20 protein-coding genes and 1 riboswitch are annotated in these 24546 nt (G+C 71.8%); of the genes, 9 read left to right on the top strand and 11 right to left on the bottom strand.

The window, feature by feature from the left end:
• Positions 1-88 precede the first annotated feature (88 nt).
• The gene (locus OG310_RS11220) at positions 89-1045 is read right to left on the bottom strand and encodes a ribonucleotide-diphosphate reductase subunit beta (RefSeq protein WP_329460126.1); all 957 of its coding nucleotides are present in this window, start codon (positions 1043-1045) and stop codon (positions 89-91) included.
• A 116-nt stretch (positions 1046-1161) separates the two neighbouring features.
• On the bottom strand, positions 1162-3549 hold the full coding sequence (locus OG310_RS11215) for a ribonucleoside-diphosphate reductase subunit alpha (protein WP_329455734.1): 2388 nt from the start codon (positions 3547-3549) through the stop codon (positions 1162-1164).
• Between the two features lie 137 nt (positions 3550-3686).
• Positions 3687-3812, bottom strand: a riboswitch (cobalamin riboswitch).
• Positions 3813-3923: 111 nt separating this feature from the next.
• On the opposite strand from OG310_RS11215, the gene OG310_RS11210 reads away from it, so the two are divergent.
• The gene (locus OG310_RS11210; RefSeq protein WP_329455733.1) at positions 3924-4901 is read left to right on the top strand and encodes a phosphotransferase; all 978 of its coding nucleotides are present in this window, start codon (positions 3924-3926) and stop codon (positions 4899-4901) included.
• Positions 4902-5017: 116 nt separating this feature from the next.
• On the opposite strand, the gene OG310_RS11205 is transcribed toward OG310_RS11210, so the two are convergent.
• The gene (locus tag OG310_RS11205; RefSeq protein WP_329455732.1) at positions 5018-5512 is read right to left on the bottom strand and encodes a GNAT family N-acetyltransferase; all 495 of its coding nucleotides are present in this window, start codon (positions 5510-5512) and stop codon (positions 5018-5020) included.
• Positions 5513-5836: 324 nt separating this feature from the next.
• Here OG310_RS11205 and OG310_RS11200 point away from each other — a divergent pair, with 324 nt between their 5' ends.
• The gene (locus tag OG310_RS11200) at positions 5837-8122 is read left to right on the top strand and encodes a CASTOR/POLLUX-related putative ion channel (RefSeq protein ID WP_329455731.1); all 2286 of its coding nucleotides are present in this window, start codon (positions 5837-5839) and stop codon (positions 8120-8122) included.
• A gap of 99 nt (positions 8123-8221) precedes the next feature.
• On the opposite strand, the gene mctP is transcribed toward OG310_RS11200, so the two are convergent.
• The 3 genes from mctP to OG310_RS11185 form a co-directional block, all read right to left on the bottom strand.
• Positions 8222-9841 carry a monocarboxylate uptake permease MctP gene (gene mctP / locus OG310_RS11195; RefSeq protein ID WP_329455730.1) on the bottom strand — a complete coding sequence of 540 codons (1620 nt, stop codon included), beginning with the start codon at positions 9839-9841 and terminating at the stop codon, positions 8222-8224.
• On the bottom strand, positions 9838-10137 hold the full coding sequence (locus tag OG310_RS11190) for a DUF3311 domain-containing protein (protein WP_329455729.1): 300 nt from the start codon (positions 10135-10137) through the stop codon (positions 9838-9840). The genes mctP and OG310_RS11190 overlap by 4 nt, the downstream gene beginning before the upstream one ends.
• Before the next feature lie 200 nt (positions 10138-10337).
• Positions 10338-11111: a GntR family transcriptional regulator gene (locus tag OG310_RS11185; protein ID WP_329460125.1), complete on the bottom strand. Its 774-nt coding sequence runs from the start codon at positions 11109-11111 to the stop codon at positions 10338-10340.
• A 304-nt stretch (positions 11112-11415) separates the two neighbouring features.
• On the opposite strand from OG310_RS11185, the gene OG310_RS11180 reads away from it, so the two are divergent.
• The 4 genes from OG310_RS11180 to OG310_RS11165 all read left to right on the top strand — a co-directional run bounded on the left by OG310_RS11180 (position 11416) and on the right by OG310_RS11165 (position 16154).
• Positions 11416-12693 (top strand): extracellular solute-binding protein, encoded by a 1278-nt coding sequence (locus OG310_RS11180; RefSeq protein ID WP_329455728.1) that lies wholly within the window; start codon positions 11416-11418, stop codon positions 12691-12693.
• Positions 12694-12805: 112 nt separating this feature from the next.
• Positions 12806-13822 (top strand): carbohydrate ABC transporter permease, encoded by a 1017-nt coding sequence (locus tag OG310_RS11175; protein WP_329455727.1) that lies wholly within the window; start codon positions 12806-12808, stop codon positions 13820-13822.
• Positions 13819-14646, top strand: a complete 828-nt coding sequence (locus OG310_RS11170; protein ID WP_329455726.1) for a carbohydrate ABC transporter permease — start codon at positions 13819-13821, stop codon at positions 14644-14646. Before OG310_RS11175 ends, OG310_RS11170 begins: the two co-directional genes overlap by 4 nt.
• On the top strand, positions 14643-16154 hold the full coding sequence (locus OG310_RS11165) for a glycoside hydrolase family 3 protein (protein ID WP_329455725.1): 1512 nt from the start codon (positions 14643-14645) through the stop codon (positions 16152-16154). Before OG310_RS11170 ends, OG310_RS11165 begins: the two co-directional genes overlap by 4 nt.
• A 139-nt stretch (positions 16155-16293) precedes the next feature.
• Here OG310_RS11165 and nagB read toward each other — a convergent pair whose 3' ends face one another.
• Positions 16294-17079 carry a glucosamine-6-phosphate deaminase gene (gene nagB / locus OG310_RS11160; RefSeq protein WP_329455724.1) on the bottom strand — a complete coding sequence of 262 codons (786 nt, stop codon included), beginning with the start codon at positions 17077-17079 and terminating at the stop codon, positions 16294-16296.
• Positions 17080-17305: 226 nt separating this feature from the next.
• Here nagB and OG310_RS11155 point away from each other — a divergent pair, with 226 nt between their 5' ends.
• The gene (locus OG310_RS11155) at positions 17306-18358 is read left to right on the top strand and encodes an SIS domain-containing protein (protein WP_329455723.1); all 1053 of its coding nucleotides are present in this window, start codon (positions 17306-17308) and stop codon (positions 18356-18358) included.
• A 349-nt stretch (positions 18359-18707) separates the two neighbouring features.
• Positions 18708-20210: a sensor histidine kinase gene (locus tag OG310_RS11150; RefSeq protein ID WP_329460124.1), complete on the top strand. Its 1503-nt coding sequence runs from the start codon at positions 18708-18710 to the stop codon at positions 20208-20210.
• Between the two features lie 198 nt (positions 20211-20408).
• On the opposite strand, the gene OG310_RS11145 is transcribed toward OG310_RS11150, so the two are convergent.
• A complete protein-coding gene (locus OG310_RS11145; RefSeq protein ID WP_003953983.1) occupies positions 20409-20666 on the bottom strand; it encodes a WhiB family transcriptional regulator in 258 nt (85 codons plus the stop codon).
• A gap of 320 nt (positions 20667-20986) precedes the next feature.
• Positions 20987-21964, bottom strand: coding sequence for a diacylglycerol/lipid kinase family protein (locus OG310_RS11140; protein ID WP_329455722.1), 978 nt, complete (start codon positions 21962-21964; stop codon positions 20987-20989).
• A 70-nt stretch (positions 21965-22034) separates the two neighbouring features.
• Between OG310_RS11140 and OG310_RS11135 the strand changes: the two genes are divergently transcribed.
• Positions 22035-22484 (top strand): hypothetical protein, encoded by a 450-nt coding sequence (locus tag OG310_RS11135; protein ID WP_329455721.1) that lies wholly within the window; start codon positions 22035-22037, stop codon positions 22482-22484.
• Between the two features lie 197 nt (positions 22485-22681).
• Here the strand turns inward: OG310_RS11135 and OG310_RS11130 are convergent, their stop codons facing one another.
• Positions 22682-23782, bottom strand: a complete 1101-nt coding sequence (locus OG310_RS11130; protein ID WP_443078603.1) for an RNA polymerase sigma factor SigF — start codon at positions 23780-23782, stop codon at positions 22682-22684.
• Positions 23779-24192: an anti-sigma regulatory factor gene (locus tag OG310_RS11125; RefSeq protein WP_225019954.1), complete on the bottom strand. Its 414-nt coding sequence runs from the start codon at positions 24190-24192 to the stop codon at positions 23779-23781. Before OG310_RS11125 ends, OG310_RS11130 begins: the two co-directional genes overlap by 4 nt.
• Positions 24193-24546 lie beyond the last annotated feature (354 nt).

The following is a 24546-nucleotide window of genomic DNA, read 5'->3' as shown; positions in this document are numbered from 1 at the left end:
GCCGCCCGGGCGGCCCGGCTCCCACCGCCCCGCCCAGGCGGACCGGCTCTCATCAGTGACGTTCGGTCGACCCGTTCGGAACGGACGGTCAGAAATCCTCGTCGAGGTCGACCGAACCCTCCACCGCGACCTGGTACGCCGACGGACGGCGCTCGAAGAAGTTCGTCAGCTCCTGGACGCCCTGGAGCTCCATGAAGGAGAACGGGTTCTCGGAGCCGTACACCGGCGCGAAGCCCAGCCGCTCAAGGCGCTGGTCGGCGACACACTCCAGGTACTGCCGCATCGAGTCGGTGTTCATGCCCGGCAGGCCCTCGCCGCACAGGTCGCGACCGAACTGCAGCTCGGCCTCGACGGCCGCCCGCAGCATGGCGGTCACCTGCTCCTGGAGTTCGTCGTCGAAGAGGTCCGGCTCCTGGGCGCGGACGGTGTCGACGACGTCGAAGGCGAAGCTCATGTGCATCGTCTCGTCGCGGAAGACCCAGTTGGTGCCGGTCGCCAGGCCGTGCAGGAGACCGCGGCTGCGGAACCAGTAGACGTACGCGAAGGCCCCGTAGAAGAAGAGGCCCTCGATGCACGCGGCGAAGCAGATCAGGTTCAGCAGGAAGCGACGGCGGTCGGCCCTGCTCTCCAGCCGGTCCAGCTTCTCCACCGCGTCCATCCACTCGAAGCAGAACCGCGCCTTCTCGCGGATGGAGGGGATGTTCTCGACCGCGGCGAAGGCCGCCGTACGGTCCTGCGGATCGGGCAGGTACGTGTCCAGCAGCGTCAGGTAGAACTGCACGTGCACCGCCTCCTCGAACAGCTGCCGGGACAGGTACAGGCGCGCCTCGGGCGAGTTGATGTGCTTGTAGAGGGTCAGCACGAGGTTGTTGGAGACGATCGAGTCGCCCGTGGCGAAGAACGCGACGAGGCGGCCGATCATGTGCTGCTCGGCGGGGGAGAGCTTCGCCAGGTCGGCCACGTCGGAGTGCAGGTCGACCTCCTCCACGGTCCATGTGTTCTTGATCGCGTCGCGGTAGCGGTCGTAGAAGTCGGGGTAGCGCATCGGCCGCAGGGTCAGCTCGAACCCGGGATCGAGGAGGTTGCCCCTGCGCGGGGCCGCCGGCGATCCGGCGGGGCCGGCCGGGCCCGTGGCGGTGGTGGCGGGTGTGGCGGGGGGATTCACTGGCATGCCTCGCAGGATTCGGGGTTTTCGAGGGAGCAGGCGACGGCGTCCTGATCGGCGACGGGCGCGAGCGCGGGAACCGGGCCGGGGGCCGTCTGCGGCGGTACGGAAGCGGTGGTGGCGCGGGCCGTGGCCGCGCCCGCGATGCGGGTCGCCGGGCGCGAGCGTAGGTAGTAGGTCGTCTTCAGGCCCTGCCGCCAGGCGTACGCGTACATCGAGCTGAGTTTGCCGATGGTCGGTGTCTCCAGGAACAGGTTCAGCGACTGGGCCTGGTCGAGGTAGGGCGTACGGGCCGCCGCCAGGTCGATCAGCGCCCGCTGCGGCAGCTCCCACGCCGTGCGGTACAGCGCCCGCAGTCCGGCGGGCACCCCCTGGACGCCCGCCACCGAGCCGTTGGCGTCGCGCAGTTCCTGCCGGGTCGCCGCACTCCACAGCCCTAGCCGTTTGAGATCGGCCACCAGGTACGGGTTGACCTGGAGGAACTCGCCCGACAGCGTCTCGCGCTTGAACAGGTTGGAGACTTGCGGCTCGATGCACTCGTAGGCGCCCGCGATCGACGCGATGGTCGCGGTCGGGGCGATCGCGAGCAGCAGCGCGTTGCGCATCCCGGTCGTCGCGACGCGGGCACGCAGCGCCTGCCACCGCTCGGGCCAGTGGTGCGTGGTGGCGTAGTGGTCCGGGTGCAGCACACCGCGCGCCGCGCGGGTCTCCCGCCAGGCGGGCAACGGACCGTCCGCCGCGGCGAGGTCGCAGGACATCTCGTACGCGGTGAGCATGATCCGCTCCGCGATCCGGGTCGACAGTTCCCGGGCCGGGTCCGAGTCGAACGGCAGCCGCAGGGTGAAGAACACGTCCTGCAGGCCCATCACGCCCAGGGCGACCGGCCGCCAGCGGGAGTTGGACCGCCCGGCCTCCTCGGTCGGGTAGAAGTTCCGGTCAACGACGCGGTCGAGGAAGCGCACGGCGACGCGGACGGCCGCGTCGAGACGCACCCAGTCCAGGGCCGTGTCCACCCCGGCGTAAGGGCCGCTCGCGACGAACGCGCCCAGGTTGACCGAGCCGAGGTTGCACACGGCGGTCTCGGAGTCGTCCGTGACTTCGAGGATCTCGGTGCACAGGTTCGAGGAGTGGATGACCCGGCCCGGCTCCGCCGTCTGGTTGGCGGTGCGGTTCGCGGTGTCCTTGAAGGTCAGCCAGCCGTTGCCGGTCTGCGCGAGGGTGCGCATCATCCGGCCGTACAACTCCCGCGCGGGCAGCGACTTGCGGGCGAGACCGGCCTGCTCGGCGGCCAGGTACGCCGCGTCGAAGGCATCGCCCCACAGGTCGGTCAGCTCCGGCACGTCGGACGGCGAGAACAGCGACCAGTCCTCGTCGGCGGCGACCCGGCGCATGAACGCGTCCGGGATCCAGTGCGCCAGGTTCAGGTTGTGGGTGCGGCGGGCCTCCTCACCGGTGTTGTCCCGCAGTTCGAGGAACTCCTCGATGTCGGCGTGCCACGTCTCCAGGTAGACGGCGGCGGCGCCCTTGCGCCGGCCGCCCTGGTTCACGGCGGCGACGGAGGCGTCCAGGGTCCGCAGGAACGGGACGATGCCGTTCGACAGCCCGTTGGTGCCCCGGATCAGCGAACCACGCGCCCGCACCCGCGAGAACGGCAGCCCGATGCCGCCGGAGTGCTTCGAGAGCCGGGCCACCTGGTGGTATCGGGTGTAGATCGAGTCCAGTTCGTCCAGCGGCGAGTCCAGCAGGTAGCACGACGACATCTGCGGGTGGCTGGTGCCGGAGTTGAACAGCGTGGGGGAGGACGGCAGGTACTCCCGGCGCGACATCAGCCGGTACAGCTCCGCGACTTCGGCGAGCGCCGCCTCGGAGGTGTCCCGGGCGAGCCCGGCCGCCACCCGCAGCAGGAAGTGCTGGGGCGTCTCGATCACCCGGCGCGTCGTCGGATGGCGCAGCACGTAGCGCGTGTACACGGTCCGCAGGCCGAAGTACTCGAAACCGTCGTCCGCGTCCGGGTCCACCAACGCGTCCAGCGCCACCCGGTGGGCGGCGACGAACGCGGCGGTACGGTCCCCGATCAGCCCCTCGCGCAGGCCGACCGCGATCGACGCCGAGAACGACACGGCGCCCTCGCCCGCCGCTTCCTCCGTCACGGCGCGCGCCAGCAGCCGGGCCGCGAGGCGGCCGTACGCCGGGTCCTCGGGGATCAGCCCGGCGGCGGCCTCGGTCGCGAGGCCCCGCAGTTCGGCCGAGTCGGCGCGGGCGCTGCGGCCGCGCAGCGCGGCGGCGGCCACCCGCCCGGGCTCGACATCGGGCAGGTCGGCGCTGAGGTCGCCGAGGATCCTCAGCAGTCGCGCTGAGACGGGTTCCGCGGGTGCGATGGTCACGCTGAGAGCTCTCCTCGCTGGGCGGGCCAGGCGAGGCAGGGCGCGGCGACGGGGGCACCGGCCCGGGCAGGGCAGGGCACCACCGCGTCCACCGGCCCGCTCCACGAGACCCGGACGTCCTTGGCGGCCCCGGCACCGCGCCGGGGCGGCTGCCGTCAGGTACTCGGACTTGTGCGGGCGTGCCGGGGCACGCCGCGTACACCGTTGCGGGACAGTTCCGGAGTCACACCGGATTCCCCTGCGGCGGCAGCGGCATGAGCATACATCTGGGGGCGCAGCGCGCAACGACCACTAGATGTTGTGTCGCGTGGCGGTTCGCGTGCCGTGCCGTCGGCCCGCTGGGATATCGTTCGGAGCCGGAGGAGGTGCTTCCCGTGACCGCTCGCGACCCCGGGCCCGGCGCGTCCCGAGCGCTGCCTCGCGGTGCGGATGACGCCCGGGAACGAGCCGCCGGAGGACCGGACACGGGGGAGCGGGTGGGCTCCGCGCGGCGGGTGCGGCCCCTGGACGCGGCGCGTGCGGCCGAGGGTGTGTATGCCGCAACCGGGGTCCGGCTGACGGTCGAGGGGCCCTGCGGCGGCGGGGAGGTCGGGGCCGCGTACGTGCGGTGGCAGGACGGTCACCGGTCCGTGCTCACCTGGCGGCCGGACACCTCCGTGGCCGCTCTGCGCGCCGGACCGCTCGCCGTCTGCGAACTGCTGCGCGGCGACGGATTCCCGTGCCCCGCAACCGAATTGGCGGCCCGGACCGGTAACGCCGCGGTGATCGTCCAGGAGGTGCTGCCCGGCCGTGCCGTGCGGCGGTTCACCCGTACCGCCCTCGACCGGGCGCTCGCACTCAGCGAGTCGATGGCGGGCCGGCTGGCCGGCCGCCCGGACATCCCGCGGGTCGGCCTCCACCTCCAGGACGACGGCCCCGGCTTCTGTCTGCACGGGCCCCTGCGCGAGCACAGCCGGCGAACGGCCGCGCTGGAGCGGCGGGTACGTGCCGTCGCCGCGGGCCCCGGACCCCCGGACGACGCCGTGCACTTCGACTTCCATCCGGGCAACATGCTCGCCGCCCCCGACGGCTCGCTGAGCGGAGTGGTCGACTGGGACGGCGCCGGGCGGGGGGACCGGCGGCTCGACCTCGTCACCCTGCGCTTCGGACTCGAAGGACTGCAGTGCGAACCGGGCGTGGTGGAGCGCCTGGACGCCGTGCTCGACGCGCTGCCTCCCGCAGTCCTGCTGCCCCTGTGGGCCCACATGAGCCTGCGCCTCGCCGACTGGGCCGTCCGGCACCACGGCCCCGCCGACGTCGAGCGGTGGCTGGATCTCGCGCAGACCCGGCTGGGGCCCCTGGCCGTGTCCTGAGGGGCCGGGCCCGGCCGACGCGCTCCGGGCGCCCCGCGCGCCGGGGCCCGCCGGCGGCCCGTTCGGGTCCGCGACGCACGCGCCCGATACGGCAGGCTCGCGTCCCGGGGACCGGTCTAGGAGAACGCCAACGCGTAGACCAGCAGGTCCACTCCCGGGCGCGGCGACCAGTCGCGCGAGGGATCCCGGAGGAACCCGAGCCGCTCGTAGATCCGGTGCGCCGAGGTCATGCGGGCCTCCGTGGACAGCGCGACCCCCCGGTGGCCCGCCTCGCGCGCTCGCGTCAGGCAGGCGCGCACCAGCGCCTCGCCAACCCCGCGCCGGCGGGCCGCCGCCGCGACGACCAGCATCCGGAACTCCGCCTCGTCGGCCCGCGCGACCTCGGCCCAGGGGCCGCCGTCCCCCGCGTACGTCACCGCGCCGAGCAGGGTGCCGTCGGGGTCCGCCGCGACCAGCACCTCCGCCTCCCGCGCCCGTATCTCCACGGACCGCAACTGCTCTCCGTAGGGATTGTCCGGCGCCACCAGGCCCTCCCCGATGTACACGTCCACCGTCATCGCGCCGATGCGCGCGTACTCGCCCGGCTCCGCCCGCCTGATCGTGAAGTCCATGCCGTCCAGTGTGCGGGAGGGGTGTGACAGCGGGCCCGGGTGGGCGGCGGCGAAGAGACGCGGGAGGCCGGGGCGGTCCGGTGCCGGCGGCGCGGAGCCGCATCCACGCGAGCCGGCCCGCGCCGGGCGGCGCGGAGCTCCCCGAGCCGCGAGCCGGTCCGCTCCGGCGCACTCGGTACGCCTGGCCGGTGCGCCTCCCCGAAAGGGTGAACCAGCCTTCGAATACGGCGTGTTCCGGTGCGGCGGGCGGCACTGTGCGGTGGTGGGCGGGGCGGTGCCGTACCCGCCTGGAGCGCGGCGCAGGGCACAAAGGGCGGGGTGGGAGTGGGAAGACCGAAGGGGTCGCGGACGTCCGCGTTACGCGACCGGGCGCGTTACCGGTTCGACCGCACGCTGGCGCGCAGCACCGGCACCCTGATGGGCTGGCTGGTGATCACCTGCCTGGTCTTCGTGCTCCCGGTCAGCGCCGTACTGGTGTGGACGGACCCCACTTCGCCGCGGTCGCTGCCGGGCCGGCTGACGGCCGCGTGGCGGACCAGCGCGGAGACGCTGCGCCTGGGCACGGTGCCGGACACGCCGCTGGGCATGGTGCTGGCGGCTCTGCTCGGCACGGTCGCCCTGCTGTGCGTGTCCACCCTCGTCGGCGTGATCACCACGGGACTGACCGAGCGGATGGCGGAGTTGAGCCGTGGCCGGTCCACCGTCCTCGAACAGGGCCACGTCGTCGTGCTGGGCTGGTCGGACCAGGTGGCGACGGTGGTGGGTGAGTTGGTGGCCGCGCAGGCCGCGCACCGGCCCTCCGCCATCGTCGTGCTCGCCGACCGGGACAAGACCGAGATGGAGCGTGCGCTCGCGGCGAGGACCCGACCCGGCCGGCGTACCCGGATCATCTGCCGCAGCGGGCCCGCGAGCGATCCGGCCGTCCTCGCGGTGGTGAGCCCCCGCACCGCGCGCACGGTGCTCGTCCTGCCGTCCGGGGAGGCGACCGCCGACGCGGAGGTGCTGCGGATCCTGCTCGCCCTGCGAGCCGTTCTCGCCGACGGGCCGGTCGGGCCAGGCGGGCCGGTCGGATCGGGCGGGCCGGGCGGGCCGGTCGGATCGGGCGGGCCGGGCGGGCCTGGTGTGTCGGACGGATCAGTCGGGCCGCCGGTGCTGGCGATGGTGCGGGACGACCGCTACCGCGCTCCGGCCCGGCTTGCGGCGGGCCCGCGCGGCACGGTCCTCCAGAGCGACACGGTCACGGCCCGGCTGATCGCCCAGTGCGCCGGGCGCCCCGGCCTCTCCCTCGTCCTGCGCGACCTGCTCGACTTCGCCGGCGACGAGTTCCACCTCGCCGATGCGACCGGCTTCCACGGCCGTCCCTTCGGCGCGACCCTGCTCGCCCACGCGGAGTCGTGCGTACTCGGCCTGCGCACGCCCCAGGGACGAACGCTGCTGAATCCGCCCGCCGACACGGTCGTCGCGCCGGGCAGCAGCCTGATCGTCCTCGCCCAGGACGACGACACGACGCCGGTGGCGGACTGCCGGCACCTCGTCGACCGCTCGGCGATCACCTCGGGCCCGCCGAGCTCGGAGGCCGCCGCGCGCCTGCTGCTGCTGGGCTGGAACCGGCGGGCGCCCCTGGTCGTCGGCCAGTTGCGGCGCACGGCCCGGCCCGGTTCCGTGCTCGACGTGATCACGGACCAGGCCGTACCGGGCCCGAGGGAGCCGGCACCGGGGCCCGGGCCGGAACGGGCGCCGGAACCGGGGGCGGGCGCGCACGGCGGACCGGACACGGCCCCGCCGTCGCGGCCGGCCCCGGCGCCCGCGTCGGAGCCGGCCTCGGAGGTGGGGCCCGCGTCGGAGCCGGCCTCGGAGCCGGGGGACGCGGCGGCCGGCCAGCTGTGCGTGCGGTTCCACTCGGCCGCGCTGTCGCGGCCCGAAACCCTCCTCGGGCTCGACCTCGCCCCGTACGACGGCCTGGTGGTCCTCGGTCCCGATCCTGGTGAAGGGCCGGAGCGTCCCGACGACTGGACGCTGGTCACGCTGCTGGCCCTGCGGCTGCTGGAGGAGCGCACCGGGCGCGAGCTGGGCGTGGTCACCGAACTCACCGACGACCGCAACCGGCCGCTGGCGCCGGTCAATCCCGGCTCGGACGTCATCGTCAGCGGGCAGCTGACCGGACTGCTGATGGCGCAGATCGCGCAGAACCGGCATCTGGCGCCGGTGTTCGACGAGTTGTTCTCCGCCGAGGGCAGCACGGTCTGCCTGCGGGGGGCGGGGGCCTACGTCCGCCCGGGCCGGGAGGCCACCTTCGCCACCGTCGTGGCCGCCGCGCGCGACCGGGGCGAGTGCGCCATCGGCTACCGCCGTCACGACCGGCGGGCGATGGCGCCGGACCACGGGGTCCGGCTCAACCCGCACAAGGGCGAACGGCGTTCCTGGAGCGCGGAGGACGAGATCGTCGTCGTGGCGTCCGACACCGCCGACCCGGCCGTCCCCACGGCGCAGGCCGCCGCACCGGCCGCACCGGCCCACGCCCATGCCGCACCGGCCGGGCGGGCCGCCGTACCGGGGCAGAGCACGCAACCGCACGAGCCCCGTCCGGGCCCGGCCGACACGAGGGCGTGAGGCCCGCCCCGGGCGCGAAACGGCGGGCCGCCGGTTCCCCGGTGAGGGGGGACCGGCGGCCCGCCGCCGTACGTACCGCTACGAGCCTCGCGTACGGGGTCAGTTCACCGGCGCGGGCGGCAGCTCCACCACGACGTCCTTGTCGCCGGCGTCGGCCACGTAGTCGCTCGCCGTCGTCTCGTCCATGCCCTCCGGCGCCTTGAACGCCCTGAAGACGAACGTCAGGACGACCGCGACCACGACGTTCAGCACGAACGCGGTCATGCCGATGTAGCCGATCTGCCCGATGCCGGGGATCTCCGCGGACGAGCCGCCGAAGTGCTTCTGCGTCGGGCTCGCCACCCCGTAGGCGGCGAGCGTGCCGTACACCATGCCCGCCGCCCAGCCGACGAGCAGCGCCCAGCGGTGGAACCAGCGGGTGAACAGGCCACTGACGATCGCCGGCATGGTCTGGAGGATCCAGATACCGCCCAGCAGCTGGAAGTTGATCGCCACGGTCTGGTCCATGCCCAGCACGAAGACCAGCGCGCCGACCTTCACCAGCAGGGAGACCAGCTTGGAGACGCGGGTCTCCTGGGCGGGTGTCGCGTCGGGCTTGATGAAGTCGCGGTAGATGTTGCGCGTGAACAGGTTCGCCGCCGCGATCGACATGATCGCCGCCGGTACCAGCGCGCCGATGCCGATCGCCGCGAACGCCACGCCCGCGAACCAGCTCGGGAACATCTGCGCGAACAGGGTCGGGATCGCCAGCTGCCCGTTCGTCACCTTCACCCCGGCCGCGATCGCCATGAAGCCGAGGATCGCCAGCAGGCCCAGCATCAGCGAGTACAGCGGCAGCATGGTCGTGTTGCGCCGGATCACCTCACGGCTGCGGCTGGAGAGGGTCGCCGTGATGGAGTGCGGATACATGAACAGGGCGAGCGCCGAGCCCAGAGCCAGCGTCGCGTAACCCCACTGCCCGGTGGCCGCCGGCGCGAGGGCGCCCTTCGGCTTCCCGGTGGCCGGGTTCACCTGCGAGAAGGCGTGCGCGGCCTTGGCGAAGATGTCGTCGAAGCCGCCGAGCTTGATCGGGATGTAGATGATCGCGACCAGGATGACGATGTAGATCAGGCTGTCCTTGACGAACGCGATCAGCGCCGGGGCCCGCAGCCCGGACACGTACGTGTACGCGGCGAGCACGAGGAAGGCGATGAACAGCGGCAGGTCCTTGACGAACCAGTTGGTGTCCGCGCCACCGCCGATGCCCATCACGTCCAGGACGGCCTGGATGCCCACGAGCTGGAGCGCGATGTACGGCATGGTCGCGAGGATGCCGGTGACGGCGATCGCGAGCGAGAGGCCCTTCGAGCCGAACCGGCCGCGGACGAAGTCCGACGGCGTGACGTACCCGTGCCGGTGCGAGACCGACCACAGGCGCGGCAGGAACGTGAAGATCAGCGGGTACACGAGGATCGTGTACGGGACGGCGAAGAAGCCCGACGCGCCGGCGGCGTAGATCGCCGCGGGTACCGCGACGAACGTGTACGCCGTGTAGAGGTCGCCGCCGAGCAGGAACCAGGTCACCCAGGTGCCGAACGACCGGCCGCCCAGGCCCCATTCCTCCAGGCTGTTCTCGTTGGACGCCTTGCGCCAGCGTGCCGCGAGGAAGCCCAGGACGGTCACGGCGAGGAAGAAGAAGATGAAGACGCCGAGAGCGACGCCGTTGACACCGCCGTTCATCGTGCGGCACCTCCTTCACGCCCGGCGCGGGAGGCCGCGCGGGAACGCTGGTCGTGCTGCCAGAGCTTGTAGGCGGTCATCGTCAGTGCGGTGGTGATGAGCACCCACATCAGCTGGTACCAGTAGAAGAACGGGATCCCGATGAACGTCGGGTCGACCCGAGCGTAGGAACCCACCCAGAGCATGGCGACGAACGGGATCACCAGGCACACGCCGATGACGACGCGCAACGGCGTCACGGTCGGGGGCCGTTCGCCGCCCGCCGGGGTGTCGGGCTCCTGCGGAACTTCGGTCATGGGCTGCCGTCCCCCTTGCTTGATCAGCTGGTACTGCGGGGGCCATCCAATCGCGGGACAAGCGTCGCGTCACCCCCCGTCCGGGTATCGGAACGGCAACGGTCACCCGCGAGTCGACCAGCGGATCATCGGACAACCCCGGCGTGGCCCGCCGGGGGTCCGGTTCGGCGGTCTCTTTCAGAGCCGGCCGCGGCGGCCCCTCAGCCGGCCGGTCGTTCGAGCGTGGCAACGAACTTGTAGCGGTCGCCCCGGTAGACCGACCGCACCCACTCCACTGCCTCGCCCCGCTGGTCCACCGAATGACGCGAGAGCATCAGCATCGGCAGGCCGACGTCGGTGCCCAGCAGACCCGCCTCGCGCGGAGTGGCCAGCGAGGTCTCGATCGTCTCCTCGGCCCGGTCCAGGCGCACCCCGTAGACCTCGGCCAACGCCGTGTACAGAGAGGTGTACTTGACCAGTGAGCGGCGCAGCGCCGGGAACCTCTTCGCGGACAGGTGCGTGGTCTCGATCGCCATCGGCTCGCCGCTCGCGAGGCGCAGGCGTTCGATGCGCAGCACCCGGCCGCCGGTGGTGATCTCCAGCAGTCCGGCGAGGTTCTCGTCGGCCGTCACGTAGCCGATGTCCAGGAGCTGCGAGGTGGGTTCGAGGCCCTGCGCGCGCATGTCCTCGGTGTACGAGGTGAGTTGCAGGGCCTGCGAGACCTTGGGTTTCGCGACGAATGTGCCCTTGCCCTGGATGCGTTCGAGCCGGCCCTCGACCACCAGCTCCTGCAGTGCCTGGCGCACCGTGGTGCGGGAGGTGTCGAACTCGGCGGCGAGTGTGCGCTCCGGCGGTACGGGCGTGCCGGGCGGCATCGTCCGTGTCATGTCCAGCAGATGCCTCTTCAGGCGGTAATACTTTGGTACCCGGGCGGTGCGGGTGACGGCGGCGCCGCTACTCTCGGTCCCTGTGGTGCCGGTTCCCCCGTCCGCCATGACCTGCCTTCCCGGCTCCTGTGCTCCTGCCGTCACCGGCTCCTCCGTCTGTCGCGGCTCACATGGTGGCACGGCGCGGTGCTGGGACACGGCTCCGTGGTCGGGAGTTGGCCCGCGCTCCCTCAGGTGTCGGTCCGATAACGGACACGACAGCCCTTCTTATACACCCTTGACACCCCTAAAGGTCTAGGCCAAGCTCCCCGTACTGGTCTAAACCATTAAAGACCACGTCCCGGCCCGGGCAGCACGTGTCGTCAGTCTTCGCGGTGGGCGGGGGGTAGCGGGATTCCCTGAGGAGGGTGACGTGAAGCGGAAGCTCATAGGGGCGATCGGTGTCGCGGGGATCATGATCGGTGTCGCCGCGTGCGGCGGCTCCGGCGGCAGCGACAGCAAGGCGAGTGGTGGGGACGCCGGAAATACCATCACGGTGTGGTTGATGAGTGGTTCCAACCCTCCCAACTGGACGAAGCAGATCACCGCGGCGTACGAGAAGAAGTACCCCGGCAAGAAGGTCAAGATCGCGGTACAGCCGTGGGACGGCATCCAGCAGAAGCTGACCACCGCGCTGTCGGAGTCCACTCCGCCGGACGTCATCGAGGTCGGTAACACGCAGACCCCGTACTACGCCCAGACCGGCGGCCTGAAGGCGCTGGACAGCGACAAGGCGGCGCTCGGCGCCTCCGACTGGCTGCCCGCGATGGCCAAGTCCGCGGTCTTCGACGGCAAGCAGATCGCCGTGCCGTGGTACGCGGCCAGCCGCGTCGTGATCTACAACAAGAAGATCTGGGCGGGCGCGGGCATCACCGCCACGCCCAAGACGCAGGACGAGCTCTTCGCGGACCTCACCAAGATCAAGGCCAAGGGCACCAAGGACGCGCTGTACCTGCCCGGCCAGGACTGGTACGCCTTCGACGGTCTGCTGCTCGACTCGGGCGCCGACCTCGTCAAGAAGGACGGCGACACCTACAAGGCCAACCTGGACACGCCGCAGGCGGCGCAGGCCATCAACCTGTACAAGAAGCTCAACTCCTTCGGCACGGCGCCCAAGGACAAGGACGAGGCGACGCCCCAGCAGTCCGACGTCTTCGCCAAGGGCGACGTCGGCGCGTTCATCGGCCTCGGCTGGGAGGGCGCGGGCGCCCTCGCCAAGAACCCGGCGCTGAAGGACCAGATCGGCTACTTCCCGGTACCGGGCAAGACGGCCGACAAGACCGCCGCGGTCTTCCTCGGCGGTTCCAACCTCGCCATCTCGCAGGGGACCAAGAACCCCAAGGGTGCGCTGAACTTCCTCAAGCTGGCCATGTCCGACCAGTTCGAGGGCGCGCTCGCGAAGGAGGGTGGCGTCGTCCCGAACAAGTCGGCGCTCAACACCAACCTGGCGGGCAACGAGTTCGGCACCGTCTCCGCCGCGGCCGCGGCCAACGGCGGTACGACGCCGCTGATCCCGGCGTGGGGAAGCGTCGAGAACGCCCCCAACCCGATCACGACGCTCTTCATGACCGGCGTGCTCCAGGGGCAGTCCCCGTCGGCCGCCGCGCAGAAGGCCGACACCGAGATGGACAAGCGGCTCAGCCAGAAGTAGCAGGCCCGAACGTCCCTCCGCCCGCCGCGCGCCCCGCCTCCCCGCGGAGCGCGGCGGGCGGACGGCGGCGGGCTGACGCGTTCGCAGCGGACGGTACGAGGAAGCGAGAAGCATGGCCGCGCAGTACAGAGGCACCAAGACCAGGGGGCCCGATCCGGCGGTGACCCCGCCCGAGGCCGGCACCGCACTCACCGCGGGGAGCACGGCTCCCGGCAGACCCGTCCGCCCGTCGGGTACGGGGCGCGGCGCGCACTTCGTGCCGTACCTGCTCCTGCTGCCGACGCTCGTCGCCACGGCGCTGCTGCTCGGCTACCCGCTTCTCCGCAACCTGATCATCTCCTTCCAGACGCTCGAACCGTTCCAGCTCATCCAGCACACCACGGTGTGGAACGGCTTCGGCAACTACACCGACCAGCTGACGAGTTCCGAGTTCTGGCACACGGCGGGCCGTTCGGTCGCGTTCACCGCCGCCAACGTCGTCCTCATCATGGTGGCCGGCACGCTCATCGGGCTCCTGCTCAACCGGCTCGGCAAGCGGATGCGGCTGCTTCTCTCCCTCGGCCTCGTCTTCGCCTGGGCGATGCCGCAGGTCGCGGGCACCACGGTCTACCAGTGGCTGTTCGACACCCAGAACGGTGTCGTCAACTGGGGCCTGAACGGCATCGGTTGGCACTCCATGCACGGCTACAACTGGTTCAGTCACCAGCTCTCCACGTTCGCCGTGATCACCCTGATGATCGTCTGGGGTTCCATCCCCTTCGTGGCGCTCAACCTCTTCGCCGGGCTGACGACCGTCTCCGCGGAGATCTTCGAGGCGGCCAGGATGGACGGCGCGAGCGCCTGGCGCACCTTCTGGCAAGTGGTGTTCCCGATGCTCAAGCCGTTCTTCCTGAGCACCACGTTCCTGGAGATCATCTGGGTCTTCAAGGCGTTCACCCAGGTCTACGCGCTCAACGCGGGCGGTCCCGAGGGACTCACCGAGACGCTGCCGGTCTACGCGTACGTCGAGGGCTTCGGCAACCAGCACTTCGGCACCGGTGCCGCCATCTCCATGCTCACCATCGTCATCCTGGTGGCCCTGATGTCCTACTACTTCCGCGTCATCCTGAAAGAGGAGGACGAGCTGTGAGGCGCTCCCTGGCCGGCCGGCTCTGGCCCAACGTCATCGCCGTCGTCCTCTTCGTCTTCTTCATCTTCCCCATCTACTGGATGGTGACGACGGCCTTCAAGCCGGACCTGGACATCGTCTCCTCGACGCCGGTCCTCTTCCCGGTGCACGGCACGTTCAGCCACTTCACCAGGGCCGTGCACGCGCCGGGCTTCTGGACGTTCGTGCGCAACAGCTTCACCGTGACGATCGGCGCCGTACTGCTCTCCCTGATCGTCGCGACGCTCTCGGCGTTCGCGGTCGCGCGCATGCGCTTCAAGGGCCGCAAGGCGTTCATCCTGCTGATCATGGTCGCGCAGATGGCGCCCTGGGAGGTCCTCACGATCTCCGTCTACCTGATCGTCCGCGACTCCGACGCGCTCAACAGCCTGCTGCCGCTGACCCTCTTCTACATGATGATGGTCCTGCCCTTCACCGTCTGGACGCTGCGCGGGTTCATCGCCGCCGTGCCGAAGGAGCTGGAGGAGGCCGCCCTCGTCGACGGCTGCACCCGCTTCCAGGCGTTCGTCCGGGTGGTCCTGCCGCTGCTCGCGCCCGGCCTGATGGCCACCTCGCTGTTCGGCTACATCACGGCCTGGAACGAGTACGCGCTCGTGCTGATCCTGAACAAGGACAGCGGCCAGACGCTGACCCTCTGGCTCACCCAGTTCCAGACCAACTTCGGTGACGACTGGGGCGCCACGATGGCCGCCGCCAGCCTCTTCACCGTGCCCGTCGTGGTCGTCTTTCTCTTCATGCAGCGGCGCGCCGGCAGCGGCCTGACCGCGGGGGCGGTGAAGGGATGACCGCCGCGGCCACCGGCGTCACCGCCGCCGGCACCCTGGAGCGCGACGCGCTCGCCGTGCTCCAGCCGGGCTTCGCCGGATGGGACGTGCCCGACTGGGTACTGCGCCGCCTCGACGAAGGCCTCGCGTCCGTCGCCCTGTTCGGGCGCAACGTCGAGTCGGCCGCGCAGCTCGCCCGGCTTACCGCCCGGCTGCGCGCGGACCATCCTGGCCTGCTCGTCGCGGTGGACGAGGAGGGCGGCGACGTCACCCGGATCGAGGTCGGCCAGGGCTCGTCCGTGCCCGGCAACTACGCGCTCGGCACCGTGGACGACACGGCGCTGACCCGCGACGTCGCCGCCGAACTCGGGCGGGCGCTCACCGCGTGCGGCATCGACCTGGACTGGGCGCCCTCCGTGGACGTCAACTCCAACCCCGACAACCCGGTCATCGGCGTGCGCTCCTTCGGCGCCGACCCGGAGCTCGTGGCCCGGCACGCGGCCGCGTACGTCGAGGGCCTGCAGAGCGCCGGGGTCGCGGCGTCGGCCAAGCACTTCCCGGGGCACGGCGACACCGCCGTCGACTCCCACCACTCGCTGCCCCGCATCGACGTGGGCCTCGACACGCTCAACGCCCGCGACCTGCTGCCGTTCCGGGCCGCCGTCGCTGCGGGCGCGAAGGCCGTGATGAGCGCGCACATCATCTCCCCGGCCCTCGATCCCGACCGTCCGGCCACCCTCAGCGGACGCATCCTGACCGGGCTGCTCCGTGACGAACTGGGCTTCGACGGCCTGATCATCACGGACGGCATGGACATGCAGGCCATCGCCGCGACGTACGGCACCGAGCACGGCACCGCCCTCGCGATCGCGGCGGGCGCCGACGCCATCTGCGTCGGTGGCGGCCCCTTCGACGAGGGAACCGTGCTGCGGCTGCGCGACGCGCTGGTGGCGGCCGTACGCAGCGGGGAACTGCCCGAGGAGCGGCTGGCCGACGCGGCGGCCCGGGTGCGGGCGCTCGCCGAGTGGACGCTGCGGGCCAGGACCGCCAAGGACGCGGCGGCCGGGGCCGGCGCGACGGGCGATCCGGTCGGTCTGCTCGCCGCGCGCCGCGCGGTGCGGGTCACGGGCACGGTCACCCCGCTGAAGGGGCCCGCGTTCGTCGCGGTCCTCGGCGGGGAGGCCAACATCGCGGTCGGCACGCAGACCCCCTGGGGCGTCGGCCCGGAGCTCGCGGAGCTGCTCCCTGGCACCGGTACGGCGATGTACACCGAGGACACGTACAAGAAGGCCGTCGTACTCGGCGCGGCGGCCCAGCGGCCGCTGGTCGTCGCCGTACGGGACGCGCACCGCCACCCCTGGGCGGCCCGTGCGCTGGACGAACTCGTCGCGGCGCGGCCCGGCACCACCGTGGTCGAGATGGGCCTGAACGTGGCCCCGCCCCGGGGCGCCGTGCACATCGCCACGCACGGCGCGGCCCGCGTGTGCGCGCGGGCGGCCGCGGAGGTGATCGCCGGGCAGGCGCACTGAGCTCCGGCGGACAGCGCGACGGTGCCGGGCGGCCCTTGTGGGGCGGCCCGGCACCGTCATGCCGCGCCCGGGGCGCGGCGTGTCTCCTCCTGTGGGGGAGGAGCGTGAGCGGCGCGGGTTCGCGCGAGGCCCGCGGGCTCTAGAGGCCCTGCCACGCGGGCTTCGACGCGTACGTCGCGCGGAAGTAGTCCGCGAGCTTCAGCTTGGAGGCCGCGGCCTCGTCCACGACGACGGTGGCGTGCGGGTGCAGCTGGAGCGCCGAGGCCGGCACCACCGAGGCGACCGGGCCCTCGACGGCGAGCGCGACCGCGTCGGCCTTGTTCTCCCCGGTGGCGAGCAGCACCAGGTGGCGCGCCTCCAGGATCGTGCCGATGCCCTGGGTGATGACGTGGCGCGGGACCTGCTCGATGTCACCGTCGAAGAAGCGGGCGTTGTCGATCCGGGTCTGCTCGGTCAGCGTCTTGATCCGGGTACGCGAGGCGAGCGAGGAGCACGGCTCGTTGAAGCCGATGTGCCCGTCCGTGCCGATGCCCAGCAGCTGCAGGTCGACCCCGCCCGCGGCGGACAGCGCGCGGTCGTAGGCGACGCAGGCGGCCTGGACGTCCTCGGCGCTGCCGTCGGGGCCCGTGAAGGACGCCTCGCCGAGCCCGAGCGGCGCCACGACCTCGCGCAGGAGCACGGCGCGGTACGACTCCGGGTGGCCGGCAGGCAGGCCGACGTACTCGTCGAGCTGCGCTATGCGGGCGGCGGACACGTCGACCTCGCCCGCCTTCACCTTCGCGGTCAGCGCCCGGTAGACGGGGCCCGGCGTCGAGCCGGTGGCGACCCCGAGCAGGGCGTCCGGCTTGGCGCGCAGCAGCTGCGCGATGCTCTGAGCGACGGTCTCGCCGCCGGCGGCGGCATCCTGGACGATGACGACTTCCACGCTTTTCCTGCCCATCCCCGTAGCGGTCGAGCCCGCGTCCGACATGTGGTATAGACCAATTTAGCAGACCGGACCCCGCCGCCGGATGGCGGGTCCGCTTCCGTGCGTGGTCGACTGGGAGAACAGCGGAGGAACGCGCGTACCCGCGCGCCGGGGACCCGCGGCGACGCGTGTCGCCGGCCGCGCACGCGTGAGCGAGCGGGACGGACACCGTGGAGGCAGGCAGATGTCGCAGAGCGAGCAGCCCGGTGTGATCATGGCCGGCGAGATGGCGGAGCAGCCCCGAGTGCTGCGCCGGATCCTGGCCGAGGGCGCCGGACCCATCCGGCGGACCGCGCGGGAGATCGCCGCCCGGCGGCCCCGGTTCGTGCTGCTGTCGGCGCGCGGCACGTCGGACCACGCCGCGCTGTACGCCAAGTACCTGCTGGAGATCAGGCGCGGCATGCCCTGCGGACTCGCCTCCATGTCCACCATCACCGCCTACGGCGCGCAGCCCGACCTGACCGACGTCCTGGTGATCACGGTCAGCCAGTCCGGCGGCTCGCCGGACCTCGTGGCCTCGGCCCGCGCGGCCCGTGAGGCCGGCGCCGTCACGCTCGCCGTCACCAACAGTCCCGACTCGCCGCTGGCCGCCGTCTGCGAGTTCCACATCGACGTCCTCGCGGGCCCCGAGAAGGCCCTCCCCGCGACCAAGACGTACACGGCGACCCTGCTGGCCCTCTATCTCTTCGTGGAGGGTCTCGCGGGCGGTGACGGCGCCGCCGCGGCCGCCCTGCCCGACCGCGCCGAGCGGATCCTCGCCCGCCAGGGGGAGGTGCGCGACCTCGCCGCCCGCTACCGCTTCGCCGAGCGGATGGTCATCACCTCCCGCGGCTACGGCTACCCCACCGCCAAGGAGGCCGCGCTCAAGCTCATGGAGACGAGCTACATCCCCGCGCTGGCGTACTCCGGCGCGGACCTCCTGCACGGGCCGCTGGCCATGGTCGACAACATCTCCCCGGTGATCGCCGTCGTGCCCGACGGCCGGGGCGGGGACGTCCTGCGGCCGGTCCTGGAGCGGCTGCGCGGCCGGGGCGCCGACCTGTTCGCCGTCGGTACCGCCGCAGCGGTCGACGGCGCCTGTGCCGGGTTCGTCCTGCCGACGGAGGGCATCGCGGAGGAGGTCCAGCCGGTCCTGGAGATCCTGCCGCTCCAGCTCCTCGCGTACGAGGTGACGATCGCGCGCGGCCAGGACCCGGACGCCCCCCGCGCGCTGGCGAAGGTCACCGAGACCAGCTGAGCCGGCCGCTCCCCGCTCGGCCGCTCCCCGCCGGGCCGCTCCCCACCGGGCCCCTCCCACCGGTCCGCTCCCGGACGCTTCGGCCAGGGAAGCGCTTTCGGCCACGGCGTACGGAGCCCTGGACACCGAAGAATGGTCTAGTCCACAATGGAATGGCAAAGCGACCGTCCTTCACCGCACAGAAGGGCGGTAGGCGGCGACCGGCGCTCTCTGCCCTGACTGCGCCGGCGCCGGAAACGGCCGGTGGACCGCACACCGTCGGCCGTAGTGGCTCCGGGCTGCGGTGCCAGGCGGGCTGAGGGTCCCGCTCGGCGCCGCGGCCCGCGGGTACGCTCGCTGTGTGCCCTCCATGAACGATCTCGTACGGCAGCATGCCGCCCTCGACGAGTCGGACCTCGAATGGCTGCATCTCCTCGTCTCCGAGTGGCAGCTGCTGTCCGACCTGTCCTTCGCCGACCTGGTGCTGTGGATTCCCACCCGCGACGGCTCGCGCTACGTCTCCGTCGCCCAGATGCGCCCCAACACCGGCCCCACCTCCTACCAGGACGACATGGTCGGCCACCTGGTCCCGAGGGGCCGCAGGCCGCTCCTCGACGCTGCCCTGGACGGGGGCAGGATCGTGCGCGAGGGCGACCCCGAGTGGCGTGAGGAGGTGCCCGTACGGGTCGAGTCGATCCCGGTGCGCCGGGACGGCCGGGTACTCGGTGTGATCGCGCGCAACACCAACCTGCTGACCGTGCGCACGCCGAGCCGGCTGGAGCTGACCTATCTGCAGTCCGCGTCCGACCTCGCGCAGATGATCGCTGCCGGATCGTTTCCCTTCCCCGGCGAGCAGACCGACATGGACGCCTCGCCGCGCGTCGGCGACGGCCTGATCCGGCTGGACGCCGACGGCATCGTTCAGTACGCGAGCCCGAACGCGCTCTCCGCGTACCACCGGTTGGGACTCGCGTCCGACCTGGTGGGACAGCATCTCGGGCAGACCACCGACGAACTCGCGCCCGCGCGCGGCCCGGTGGACGAGGCGCTGGTCAAGCTCGCCAGCGGCTACGCGCCCCGGCAGACCGAGGTGGAGAGCGGCGTCGGCGTGATCCAGCTGCGCGCCATCCCGCTCAAGCCCAAGGGCGACCGGATCGGCTCCCTGGTGCTGCTGCGGGACGTGACGGAACTCCGGCGGCGCGAGCGCGAATTGATGACCAAGGACGCCACGATCCGGGAGATCCACCACCGGGTGAAGAACAACCTCCAGACGGTGGCGGCCCTGCTGAGGCTGCAGGCGCGGCGGATCGACTCCGCGCACGGCAGGGAGGCGCTCAACGAGGCCGTACGGCGCGTCGGTTCGATCGCCATCGTGCATGAGACGCTGTCCCAGAATCTGGACGAACGGGTCGAGTTCGACGAGATCGCCGACCGCGTCCTCGCCATGGTGGGCGAACTGTCCCCGGCGGTGCGCTGCCGAAGGTCGGGAAGGTTCGGCATTCTCGACGCGGATGTCGCCACTCCGCTGGCCATGGTGCTGACCGAGGTGCTCCAGAACGCGCTTGAGCACGCGTTCGGTCCGGGGGAGCAGGGCAGGGTCGAGGTCACCGCCCTGCGCGGTGAAGGCCCGGCCGGCGCGGGACGCGGCGGTGCCCGGCAGGGGGAGCGGTCCGAGGGGCGGCTGCTGATCACCGTTCAGGACGACGGACGGGGCCTGCCTGCGGGTTTCGATCCCAAACGGGCGGGAAACCTCGGCCTGCAGATCGTACGGACCCTGGTCGAAGGGGAGTTGGGCGGCAGTTTCGACATGCTGCGGGCGCCCGAGGGCGGTACCCAGGTGGTGCTCGACATACCGGTCGAGTCGCCGGAGTGAGCCGATGGGGCGTCCCGGCCCGCCGGTTGTCCCGGTGACGCACAGCAAAAGGCCCCGGACCGGTGAATCGGTCCGGGGCTCTGCTCGAAGCTCACGATGAGTTGCGCATCGGGGGGTACTGCGCGCTGCTTTTCGGGGGCGGAGATGTGTGCGTACGCGGTGTACGCTCCGCCGGCCTCAGGCTCGTGTCAGGGGGCTTCAGGCGCTCGCGTTGCGCGCCCGGTTGCGAGCGGCACGGCGCTTCATCGCGCGGCGCTCGTCCTCGCTGAGGCCACCCCAGACGCCGGAGTCCTGACCGGACTCGAGCGCCCACTGCAGGCACTGCTCCATGACGGGGCAGCGACGGCAGACGGCCTTGGCTTCCTCGATCTGCAGCAGCGCGGGACCGGTGTTGCCGATGGGGAAGAACAGCTCGGGGTCTTCCTCGCGGCAAACGGCGTTGTGACGCCAGTCCATGGCTGCTACCTCTCTTGGTTTGACGTGCAAATTGCTTGTGAATGTGAACGCTTTCACGAATCCCTCGACAAGTGAAGGGCCAAAAGCACCGGTGAATACCGGTGCGGTCCTGGTTCGAGGAGGGGTTCTGGTTCTCAGGGAGGCTGGTGTTACTGGAGCCGTCCCGATCGCCATGTAGAGATTCGCAAACCTCGGCGGCGGATACAACCCCTTCCGGAAACTTTTTTTGGATTCCTCGGTGTCGACTAGGTCACAGCCGTACATCGATGGGGTGGACTCCAGCCTAAACGTTCGAGTGAAAGGTATCCGGGGGGTTTCACTCACACAATCACACGCAGTGCACGGCGTACGCCTGTGAACGTCACGCTCGTACGCAGTCCCAGATGGTCGCCGTCCATCTGAAGGGGCAGTGGGACCTTCGAATGCAAGGTGAAGTCCGTGAGGTCGTGCAACGTGACCGCGTGCTTCCCGTGAAGGCCCTTGTCCGGGGTGGATCCGAGCAGTTGCGTCGCGTAACGGGTGGCCGCGGGCAGCGACAGTTTGGTGAGTCCGAGCACGTCGAGGGCACTGTCGAAGGACGAACCCGGCACCCCGTACACACCGCGGCTGCCCAGATAGGTCCAGGGAGCGGTGTTGCAGACCATCGACAGAACAAGGCCGTTGACCGGATCCTCGCCCGGCCGTTCGAGTGTGAGGGTTCCGTGTCCACGGTGCGGATCGCCGAGGAACTGCCGTACGACCTGGCGCAGATAGAGGGCGTGCGTGGAGCGTTTCCCGCGCTCACGCGCCTGTTCGACCCGCCCCACCACGCCGCCGACAAAACCGAAGCCCGCACAGAACGTGAACCACCGGGACGGTACGGCCTCGTCGTCGGTGCCCGCGGTGCCCGCGGTGCCGGACGCCAGACCGAGACCCACGGTGCGTTCGCTTCCGTCACGCAGCGCGTCCAGAATGGCGCCCGTCGCCTCGACCGCGTCGTTGGGCAGACCCAGAGCGCGGGCGAAGACATTGGTGGAACCGCCGGGGACCACCGCGAGCCGGGGCAGCCGGGTGGGATCGGGGCCGGCGTGCAGCAGCCCGTTCACCACCTCGTTGACCGTCCCGTCGCCACCGAGGGCGACCACCAGCTCGATGTCGTCGGACTCGGCTGCTCTGCGGCCCAGATCGCGCGCGTGCCCGCGGTACTCGGTCGTCACGGCCTCCAGCTTCATCTCGCTGGCGAGCGCGTGGATGAGGACGTCACGGGTGCGGGCACTGGTGGTGGTGGCCGCCGGGTTGACCACGAGAAGTGCGCGCATGCTTCGCACATTACCGGCCGGGCGCGGCGGGGGCGGAGTCCGGCCCGGAGGCGGCGGCTACGCTGCACGGGTGAGCAGCAGCGAAGGTACGTCCCCCGCCGGCCCCGACACCCGGGGCCCCCGTCCGCCCCGGCTGACCGCGGCGGCGGCCCTGACCGGGCTGGAGGCGCTGGCCCTCTTCGCCGCCGGCGTCTACCTGCTGGTGGCCGGGCTGACCGGCAAACCGGACGACCCGGGGCAGGCCGAGGCGCTCGGCGCGACGGTGATCGCCATCGGGATCCTGCCACTGGCCGCGGCCCGGGGCCTGCTCGGCCGGCGCGGCTGGAGCCGCGGTCCCGCCATGATCACCCACATCATCGCCCTGCCGGTGGCGTACGCCCTGATGAGCTCGGGCGGCTCGCTCGTCCCCGCGGGCATCGCGGTCGCGGCGGTCGCGATCGCGGGCCTCGTCCTCCTGGTCAACGCGGCGACGACGCAGGCCCTCGGCATCCGCCCGCCGGGCACGAGCGAACAGGGCTGATCCCGGCTTCCGGCCGTGCCCGCTCCGCGGACAGCGCGGCGATCACGCGGCGCAGCCGTACGAGCGGCACCACGACCCTGCGGCGGGGTCCAGGACAGCCGGATCACGTGGCGCGGTACACGGACGGCGTGGTACACGGACGGCGCGGCCCTCTTCCGAGGGCCGCGCCGTTCCTGGTTGTTCCGGTACCCGCCGCGTCACTCCTCGACGAGCAGGCGTTCCCGCAACTGCGCCAGGGTCCGCGCCAGCAGGCGCGAGACGTGCATCTGGGAGATGCCGACCTCCTGCGCGATCTGCGACTGCGTCATGTTCCCGAAGAACCGGAGCAGCAAAATCCGCTTCTCGCGCGGCGGGAGGTCCTCCAGCAGCGGCTTCAGCGACTCCCGGTACTCGACCCCCTCCAGCGCCTCGTCCTCGGCGCCGAGGGTGTCCGCCACCGCCGGGGACTCGTCGTCCGTGTCGGGGACGTCGAGCGACAGCGTCGAGTAGGCGTTCGCCGACTCCAGGCCCTCCAGGACCTCCTCCTCGGAGATCCCCAGCCGCTCGGCGAGCTCGTGAACGGTGGGGGAGCGGCCGTGCTGCTGCGACAGCTCCGCCGTCGCCGTCGTCAGCGACAGGCGCAGCTCCTGCAGACGGCGCGGCACCCGCACCGCCCAGCCCTTGTCCCGGAAGTGTCGCTTGATCTCGCCCACCACGGTGGGCGTCGCGTACGTGGAGAACTCGACGCCACGGTCGGGGTCGAAGCGGTCCACCGACTTGATCAGGCCGATCGTCGCGACCTGCGTCAGGTCGTCGAGCGGTTCGCCGCGGTTGCGGAACCGCCGCGCCAGATGCTCCACCAGCGGCAGGTGCATCCGGACGAGCCGGTTGCGCAGGTCGGCACGCTCCGCCGAACCGTCGGGCAGGGCGCGCAGCTCGATGAACAGGGCCCGCGCGCCCCCGCGGTCATGGGTGTCGACGGTGTGCCGCGCGCGCTCCAGATGCGCCGCCGCCTCGGCGGCCACGGCCGCTTCGGGGGCGGAGACCTCCCCGGCCCGCTCGGTCCTCTCGTCGCGCTGCTCGTCCTCGCCCTGCTTCTCGCTCATCCCGGCCGCCCGCTCCGCCCGCGCCTGCTCCCCCGTGGCCTCCTGGCCGTCGGACCCGTCCTCGGGATGGGGACGGGCCTGCTGCTCCGGTATGCCCACGGGCGCGGACCGCCCGGTGGGGCGCTGCCGCTCGCCGGGCCGCGCCGCGTGTTCCCCCGCGTCGTCCCCGACGACGCGTCCCTCGTCACGCACCGGCCCCTCCCCGTCGCTCACGCCGGGCCTGGTCCCGCGCCGCGCTGTTTGTACAGGCTGATGGAGACCGTACGGTCGTCCGCCACCGAGGAGTCGACCTTGCCGGCGAGTGCCGACAGCACCGTCCAGGCGAAGGTGTCGCGCTCGGGAGCGCGCCCGTCGGTGGTGGGCGCCGCGACGGTCACTTCGAGGGAGTCGTCGATCAGCCGGAAGACGCAACTGAGGACGGAGCCGGGCACGGCCTGCTGGAGCAGGATCGCGCACGCCTCGTCCACCGCGATGCGAAGGTCCTCGATCTCGTCGAGGGTGAAGTCCAACCGCGCCGCGAGGCCGGCCGTGGCCGTACGCAGCACGGACAGATAGGCACCCGCAGCGGGCAACCGGACTTCCACGAAGTCCTGGGTCCCGGGCTCGCCTGCGATCTGGGACACCCTCACCTCCAAGGTGGCACAAGCTTTTCGGGGCCCCGTGACGCCATGGGCGCCAGGGGCCACGCGGTACGTGGGTCGTACGCGCCGGTCTGGACTGGCGACGCTACCGCGCCCCATAGTGCCCTGTCGCAGGACCCCCGCCCGACCGGTGTCACTCATGGTAGGTCCTTGAGCACGGAAAGTGGCCAGGGGTGCGCGGGGCCCAAATCGGAACGTCCGGCGGAGCGTTGACGTACCCACCCCGCACCCTGTCGAACCACGCCAGGACCCGGGGATCGTCGCGGGTCGGGACCGGGGCGCGGGCCCGGGGCCGGGCGCGGCGGCGGCCCGGTGATCACGTACGGTCGCCGAGGG

The organism is Streptomyces sp. NBC_01497, assembly GCF_036250695.1.
In the GTDB taxonomy this organism is placed as follows: Bacteria; Actinomycetota; Actinomycetes; order Streptomycetales; family Streptomycetaceae; genus Streptomyces.
The sequence above is the reverse complement of the archived record's forward strand: the minus strand, read 5'-3'. Positions and strand labels throughout refer to the sequence as shown.